This is a genomic window from Staphylococcus sp. GDY8P72P (assembly GCF_016890655.1).
Classification (GTDB): Bacteria; Bacillota; Bacilli; order Staphylococcales; family Staphylococcaceae; genus Staphylococcus; species Staphylococcus arlettae.
The window spans coordinates 1-6,465 of record NZ_JAFEQJ010000039.1; the positions used below are offsets into that span (position 1 = coordinate 1).

General features: G+C 33.6%; 6 protein-coding genes and 2 pseudogenes. 2 read left to right on the top strand and 6 right to left on the bottom strand.

Translation table 11 applies throughout. The features are described from left to right. Positions 1 to 298 (top strand): annotated as a pseudogene (locus tag JVU85_RS13375) (DDE-type integrase/transposase/recombinase); the annotation flags it as partial. A 40-nt stretch (positions 299 to 338) separates the two neighbouring features. Here JVU85_RS13375 and JVU85_RS13380 read toward each other — a convergent pair. From JVU85_RS13380 to JVU85_RS13390, 3 genes are all read right to left on the bottom strand, one after another. After that, positions 339 to 761, bottom strand: a complete 423-nt coding sequence (locus JVU85_RS13380) for a hypothetical protein (RefSeq protein WP_204171936.1) — start codon at positions 759 to 761, stop codon at positions 339 to 341. A 393-nt stretch (positions 762 to 1,154) separates the two neighbouring features. Next, entirely contained in the window at positions 1,155 to 2,090 is a 936-nt protein-coding gene (locus tag JVU85_RS13385) for a cation diffusion facilitator family transporter (RefSeq protein WP_001837444.1), read from the bottom strand. A 62-nt stretch (positions 2,091 to 2,152) separates the two neighbouring features. After that, on the bottom strand, positions 2,153 to 2,473 hold the full coding sequence (locus JVU85_RS13390; RefSeq protein WP_072324278.1) for an ArsR/SmtB family transcription factor: 321 nt from the start codon (positions 2,471 to 2,473) through the stop codon (positions 2,153 to 2,155). 254 nt (positions 2,474 to 2,727) lie between these two features. Between JVU85_RS13390 and JVU85_RS13395 the strand changes: the two genes are divergently transcribed. Continuing rightward, positions 2,728 to 3,681, top strand: coding sequence for an arsenic resistance protein (locus JVU85_RS13395; protein ID WP_204172793.1), 954 nt, complete (start codon positions 2,728 to 2,730; stop codon positions 3,679 to 3,681). A gap of 426 nt (positions 3,682 to 4,107) precedes the next feature. Here the strand turns inward: JVU85_RS13395 and JVU85_RS13400 are convergent, their stop codons facing one another. The 3 genes and pseudogenes from JVU85_RS13400 to JVU85_RS13410 form a co-directional block, all read right to left on the bottom strand. Beyond that, positions 4,108 to 4,656 carry a DUF1541 domain-containing protein gene (locus JVU85_RS13400; protein WP_107523615.1) on the bottom strand — a complete coding sequence of 183 codons (549 nt, stop codon included), beginning with the start codon at positions 4,654 to 4,656 and terminating at the stop codon, positions 4,108 to 4,110. Positions 4,657 to 4,676: 20 nt separating this feature from the next. Then, positions 4,677 to 6,110 carry a multicopper oxidase family protein gene (locus JVU85_RS13405; RefSeq protein ID WP_204172791.1) on the bottom strand — a complete coding sequence of 478 codons (1,434 nt, stop codon included), beginning with the start codon at positions 6,108 to 6,110 and terminating at the stop codon, positions 4,677 to 4,679. Positions 6,111 to 6,122: 12 nt separating this feature from the next. Further along, positions 6,123 to 6,465, bottom strand: a pseudogene (locus JVU85_RS13410) (heavy metal translocating P-type ATPase); the annotation flags it as partial.

Sequence of the window (6,465 nt, forward strand, 5' to 3'; positions counted from 1 at the left end):
ACCTCACAATGTAATTACAGATCAGGCACCTTCAACGAAGGTAGCAATGGCTAAAGTTATTAAAGCTTTTAAACTTTAACCTGACTGCCATTGTACATCGAAATATCTGAATAACCTCATTGAGCAAGATCACCGTCATATTAAAGTAAGAAAGACAAGGTATCAAAGTATCAATACAGCAAAGAATACTTTAAAAGGTATTGAATGTATTTACGCTCTATATAAAAAGAACCGCAGGTCTCTTCAGATCTACGGATTTTCGCCATGCCACGAAATTAGCATCATGCTAGCAAGTTAAGCGAACACTGACATGATAAATTAGTGGTTAGCTATATTTTTTACTTTGCAACAGAACCTAAATCTTTATAGTTAGTAGACTTTTCTTTTTCTTCATCTTCTAATTTTTGTCGGCTAGTAAACTCTTCTAGTAAATCATCTACATCTACATCAGTCATAATTAAATCGTCAAAGTTTAAAAATTCAAATTCAGTTGCGATTTCTTCCCAATCTTTAAAATCTTCATACTCTATATAATTATCATATTCATGAGATAATTCTTTAATAATTCGATTATTCTTCAAATCTAGTGTAACCTGAATCTCAAATTCTTCATTATCTCCTTTTGTAGTATATGCCAAAGGACATTGTAAGCTAGAATCAAAAACTTCTTCATCTTCATTATCATGGCCGAACTCTACCTGCTTATACTCCTTAATGTGTTCACAAATTTTTAAATAACTTTCAATCATATTTTCATTCATATTGACCACTCCTTAAAATTTTTCTTTTAGAAATTATTTATTTTTGCTGTGTTGTGAAGCCACTGCAACAAGCCGTTACGTTGAGATTGCAAGGGTTCAAGCAATAAAAGTTTTTAGACTGGCCGTATGGCCACAAATAAAAAGTTTTTTGCCCCTTGCAAGATCATCACGTAGGCTTGTTAAAAGCACAATCTTTGATTGTGCGTGTGAGCGTATCAACACAAAAAAATAAATTCTAAAAAATGGCAATAAAGGGAAAGTGAAACCTCACTTGCCCTCCATCTAATACTATGAACAGTTAATAAAATCGTATACATTAAAAATCTTCAATTTATAGGTCAAAATCGTTATCTTGCTAACATTTTTGATCATTATAGTGGTATATTCTATTTTTTAGTGTTCATGACTATGCGTAATATCATCATCCCTGCACATTACAGAATCCTTATGAGGGTGGTTTTCACTCTCCATCTGAATCGTTGCATGTCCAATATTCTCATCTTCCAACTCGTCTTCAATTGTTCTCAGAATTTCCTGGCTTTCCTGAATAGAAATGGTACCATCTACCACCACATGGCATGAAAGTGCATTTTGGCCACTTGTAATACTCCATACATGTAGATCATGCATATTATTTACTCCTGGAATGCTCTCTATGGTTTTAATCACTGCGTCAATTTCAACGTTTTTAGGGGTACCCTCCATCAATACATGAACGGCATCTTTTGTCACACGCCACCCACTTATCAATACAAGCACTGCAACAATCACACTGGCCAACGGATCTGCCCAGCCCCAGTTGAAGAAGAGGATCATCAGAGCCGCAATAATGGCCCCCACCGATCCAAGCAGATCGCCTATCACATGTAAAAATGCTGCACGTATATTCAAGTTTTCCTTCGTATCCCCGCCTCGCATGAGAATCCATGCTACAAGAATATTTACCAGTAGTCCAATAGTTGCGATGATTAACATACCCGTAGAGGCGACTTCAGGTGGATCTGTAAAACGTTGATAGGCCTCATAGAAAATGTAGATGGCAATCAGTACCAGAGTAACTCCGTTAAATACAGCTGCAAGAATTTCAAATCGTTTATATCCGTATGTTTTACTATAATCGGCCGCTTTTTCTCCAAGTATAAAAGCCAACAAACCGACACCTAGGGAAATTGAATCACTTAACATATGGCCCGCATCAGCTAGTAAGGCGAGGCTATTGGTCAAAATTCCCCCAATCGCTTCGATAATCATATATCCTGTGATGATTATGAAACTGATCATCAAGGTTTTTTTGTTCGCACCATGTGTATGGTTATGTTCATGACTCATTCAATCATCTCCTATTAATATTTATAGATGGGTATAATAGATGGGTTTATATAATTTTTTGGTCAATGGTGACGAGCATGGTTGATTGTTTCTTTCAACATGTTCATTACATGGGCATCATCATGGGAATAATATAGAGTCGTACCTTCCCTTCTATACTTGACCAAGCGCAAATTTTTCAAAAAGCGTAATTGATGCGAAACGGTGGATTGTCTTAAATGTAGGTTTTCAGCAATCTCATTTACGGAATATTCTTTAAGAAACAGCAAATTCAGTATTCTGATTCGTGTTGGATCACTTAATGCTTTGAAAGTTTGGGATACAACAAATAAAGTTTCTTCATCAAGACCTTTTTTATTACCAACAATTTTGTTTTCGTTAATATCTTTTATGATGGCTCACCTCTTACTAATCATAATGGTAGCTCTTAATATAAATATGGTTATATTTATATATACTCATATATTAAAAATGTTTAGCACTATTGTCAATATATTCGTAATGATGAGTACCACCAAATTTATCTTTTTTCTATTACTTCAATTGGCACTCAAGACAATCATTGATAGACTATCTTATACTGGTTTGCAGAAAGGTTCATCTTATAAAAAATTTCAAATGGAAAAGAGGTGCGTTTATCGGAATATTAGAAAAGTTTCAAACCTTGATTATACTGCTCGCTGTTGGTTCAGGTATCTTATTAGGACAAATAGGTGTAATTGAACGATATGCAGAGACACTGGTCGTCCCGTTTTTATTCTTAATGCTCTATGGATTGTTTTTGACGATACCACTGCATCAATTGAAAAAGGCATTTTTAAATATCAGATTCCTTGGCTCCAGTACTATCATTAATTTTATATGGACACCAGTATTAGCCTGGGGGTTGGGGGCTATTTTCTTATCAGATCATCCAGCTTTATGGATTGGTTTTATTATGCTTATGGTGACACCTTGCACGGATTGGTACCTCGCATTTACAGGCATAGCAAAAGGGAATGTGTCTCTTTCAACATCGATTCTACCGATCAATTTGATCCTGCAAGTCGTACTTTTACCTATATACCTACTATTATTCGCTGGCAGCATTGAAACCATTCCTCTCCCAACACTCATTGAGAGTATATTGATTGTACTGATCTTTCCTTTCGTGCTTGCTCACCTTACACGATTTCTATTGAGAAGAAAAGAACTAGTTTTAAGCAATATCGTCATACCCTTTTTCAGCAATGCTCAGATTTTCTTTCTATCATTTGCGATTATGGCAATGTTTGCTTCCCAAGTCTCATACTTGCTTGACCATTTGGAAGTCATTTATATCTTGATTATTCCTATTTTGATATTTTTTATTATCAACTATGTGTTAGGCCGTTTAGTGGGAAGACTACTGAAATTTTCCTATGAAGATACGGTCAGTTTAAGTTTGACGATTATTGCACGAAATTCTCCAGTTGCCTTGGCTATAGCTGTCACCGCTTTTCCAAATCAACCTCTCATTGCTTTGGCTCTGGTCATCGGGCCTTTGATTGAATTGCCTATACTTGCCATTGTGTCCCAAGTACTGCTTTTCACAAAAATGAGTGGAAAGTGAAAGGGAACTACCATATGACTTGGGTGAACTTTATTAAAAACGACCGTTTATTAAATATTTACAGGTTTTAATTTAAATTAGCTATGTCTAATTTGGGTACACCCTAATCATACATATATAGTTGTTGAATTTATAGCAACTGTGACTTTACCTGCTAATTTAGAATAACTTTTCTTGATAAACGAGAAAGCTCAATACATTCACTATTCCATTTTATATTTTTCGAAATTCCATTGATAAATTATAAAAGATCCCCTCATTTTCATAAAAATCATTTGATTTTTCTAAACAAATGGCCACTCTCATTATTGTGGATATGAGAGTGACCATAAATTTTATTTGTTTACTTGTCTATTTAACAAAGGGGATTCTCATTGCATTTATCAATCACTAATTAAATACTTTAAAGAACTAAAATGAAAGATATTAACGAGATTTAAGTTCGTCAGTTGTCATCCATTTGTGATTTTTAACCATTTTATCGTTTTCGGTTGATTTATAATCCACCATATAAACGGTTGTTTTTTCTACATCATCAATTTGAGCTTCTGCACCTTTCATACCAGGCATATGGTCAGCTTCTAATTTAACTGTATCACCTTTTTTAAATCCATTTTTAGGGGCATCTGCAACTTCTTCATTAACGACCCATTTGTGGTTATTTACTTTCTTATCACCATTTTCAGGTGTATAACTCACTACATAAGCATAGGTTTTGTAAGCACCTTTAACTGTCCCTTTAGCATTTTTCATGCCGGGCATATGTCCTGCTGTAATAGTAACTTCATCCCCTTTTTTAAATTTACTATCGTCTGTACGCTTCATATCATCTGGAGTCTTGCTTTCACTTTTATGTTCCATGTGTTCTTCTTCTTTTTTATCTTTAGAACCATTATTTTCTTCTTTACTACCCGTTGAGCAAGCTGATAATACTAATCCTGATGCTAATATAATAAATCCTAATTTTTTATACATATTTTAAAATTCCTTATTAATTATTTTGTTACTTTTACTTGTCCCATCATGCCATTATCTTCATGTTCAAGAATGTGACAATGGAACATATATGTTCCACTGTTTTTAAAAACAACTTCTATTTTGGCTTTTTGACCAGGTTTTAACGATATAACGTCTTTTTTTCCTCTCATATCTTTTGGAGGTGCTTTCCCATCCACTGATACAACTTTAAATTGGGTTCCATGGATATGAAAGGGATGCTTCATACCTCCCATTTTGTCTTTAACATTCTCAATTTCCCAAATCTCTTTTTGATTTTTCTTTTGTGTAAAATCTATTCTGTCAGGGTCGTACTTTTTATCATTAATAGTAACCTTATCATCCATACCTTCTAGTTTGATTTTCTTGTCTACTTTAGAAGTTGTCTCTTTATTATCTTTCGATTCTTTGTAATTTATTGGTAAAACCACGGTATCTTCGTTATCAACAAGATCAACTTCTTCACCTTTAATTTTAGATAAATCGACTATTATTTCTTTTCTTTCAGAAGGCGCTAGATTGATTTCATTTAACTGTTGTTTTTCCTCTAAATAACCACCATCAGAGGCAATGTATTCAAAACTTTGGTTGTTACTTAATTTAAGGTTTAAATCTCGAGCGTTAGAACCATTTAAAAGTCTTAAACGAACTTTTCCTTCTTTGGTTGTTAGTTTAGGATTTACTTTCCCATTAACAACTACTATATCACCTTGAGTACCATCTATATCTTTTGTTTTTGAATAATTTAATTTTTTTGATATAAATGTTTTATCTTGAATAACTATCGGTAAATCATTTTCCCCATATTCATTAGGGTAATTTAAATTTTCATTATCTTCTATATATAATAGGCCAGATAATCCATTGTAAACTTGCTTAGCAGTATTTGGAGAAGGATGAGGGTGATACCATAAAGTGGCAGCTTCTTGTTCGACTTCAAACTTAATTATTTTTTCTTCCCCTGGTTTTATAACCTGAGAAGGGCCACCATCTACTTTTCCATCTATCTCAAGACCATGCCAATGAAATGTCGTATTTTCATCTAAATTATTAACTAATTTAATTTTTACTTTTTCACCTTTTTTAAGTTTTAAAGTTGGCCCAAGTATACTTCCATTATAACCTAAAGTATCAGAAAAGCTTCCTTTATAAAATTCTGTCTTCCCTTCCTGAGCCTTTAATATATAATTCTCATAACCATCTTTATCTTTTTCTGACTTTAAAACTTTAGGAAAAGTTATTTCATTTTCTCCTTGTGAAGAATTAAGTTTTTTTCTTTCATCATGTCCTCCCATATCCATTTCATCATTCTGTTTTTGTTTGTCTTCTGTCATATTCATGTTCTGCTTACTTTCTGCTAATATATCATTAGATAATATAAGTAACATGGAAAACAAAGCAGCAAGAACTGTAAATATTTTTTTTTTATCCATTTTACACCTCTTTTATTTTAATTTTAAAGTAAAGGCATTAATTGCAACGATAATTGTACTTAAAGACATTAAAATAGCACCTATTGCAGGTGATAAAATCAAGCCAATAAATGCTAAAATACCAGCTGCTAAAGGTACAGCAACAATATTATAACCTGCACCCCACCATAAGTTTTGCACCATTTTTCTCATAGTATTATTTGAAAGGGTCAAGAAATGAATGATATCTGATGGATTACTTTTAACAAGTATGATATCACCTGAATCCACTGCAACATCTGTGCCTGCACCAATTGCTATACCAATATCGGCTCTTATAAGACTCGGCGCATCGTTGATACCGTCTCCGACCATC

Coding starts and splice junctions, on each gene's coding strand:
- JVU85_RS13380 (WP_204171936.1), bottom strand. CDS start 761: ATGAATGAAAATATGATTGAAAGTTATTTAAAAATTTGTGAACACATT.
- JVU85_RS13405 (WP_204172791.1), bottom strand. CDS start 6,110: ATGGATAAAAAAAAAATATTTACAGTTCTTGCTGCTTTGTTTTCCATG.
- JVU85_RS13385 (WP_001837444.1), bottom strand. CDS start 2,090: ATGAGTCATGAACATAACCATACACATGGTGCGAACAAAAAAACCTTG.
- JVU85_RS13400 (WP_107523615.1), bottom strand. CDS start 4,656: ATGTATAAAAAATTAGGATTTATTATATTAGCATCAGGATTAGTATTA.